Raw genomic sequence first — 713 nt, 5'->3', positions numbered from 1 at the left:
GCTCGGTCCCGTCGGTGCCGTAGGACAGGCTCGTGGTGAGTGGCGCCGACCTGAACTGGATCGGCACGTTGCGGACCGTGGTGGTCGCTGTTGAGGGGCCGTGGGTGAACCGTGTCCCGGCCGCGCCGGCGGGTGCGGTCCACTGCTGCTTCCAGTCCGCGGCGGTCGGCCCGGAGACGATGAAGACCGCAGACACGTGGTAGTTCGTGTTCGCCGCCAACGGAAGCACCAGGTGGAGGTCGGTGACGTTCGTCGCGGAGTTGTTCACGGTCTGGTTCCCGGTTTTCACCGCCGACAGCAGCTCCCGGTCGTCCAGGAGGGACTTCGTGATGACGTCGCCGGGTTTCAGGGCCCGGTAGTAGAACGTCATCTCACAGCCCCAGGTAGTTCGGCTGGAAGAGCCCGACCGGCGCGCCGGCCGCCTGGGCTTTGACGACCGTGTTGACCGAACGGGTGACGGAAATCGCCTGCGGGTGGGTGGTCGCGTCGGTGTCGAACTGGACGGACACCGGCAACGTGTTGGTGTTCCCCGACGTCAAGGCCGTGCGGATGCCCCACGATCCGGCCGCGGTGATCGCCGTGTCCCAGGCACAATCGGTCCACTGCGTCGGCTCCGAGCTGGCAGCGTTCCACACCTTCGCGAACAACCAGCTCCCCTGGACTTTGAACCGGATCCGGTAGTCAGCGGTCGTGGAGTGGGTGAGGCCCACGAT

The 713-nt window shown here is 66.8% G+C and carries 2 protein-coding genes; both read right to left on the bottom strand.

The genetic code is table 11. The annotated features are described in order from the left end of the window. On the bottom strand, window positions 1-370 hold a 370-nt coding region (locus tag QWZ14_RS29005), incomplete at its 3' end, for a hypothetical protein (protein WP_290320548.1). A gap of 1 nt (window position 371) precedes the next feature. Continuing rightward, window positions 372-713: hypothetical protein (locus QWZ14_RS29000; RefSeq protein WP_290320547.1), on the bottom strand; the 342-nt coding region annotated here is incomplete at its 5' end.

The organism is Paeniroseomonas aquatica (assembly GCF_030409335.1).
GTDB lineage: Bacteria > Pseudomonadota > Alphaproteobacteria > Acetobacterales > Acetobacteraceae > Belnapia > Belnapia aquatica.
This window is presented reverse-complemented; position numbering and strand designations above follow the sequence as displayed.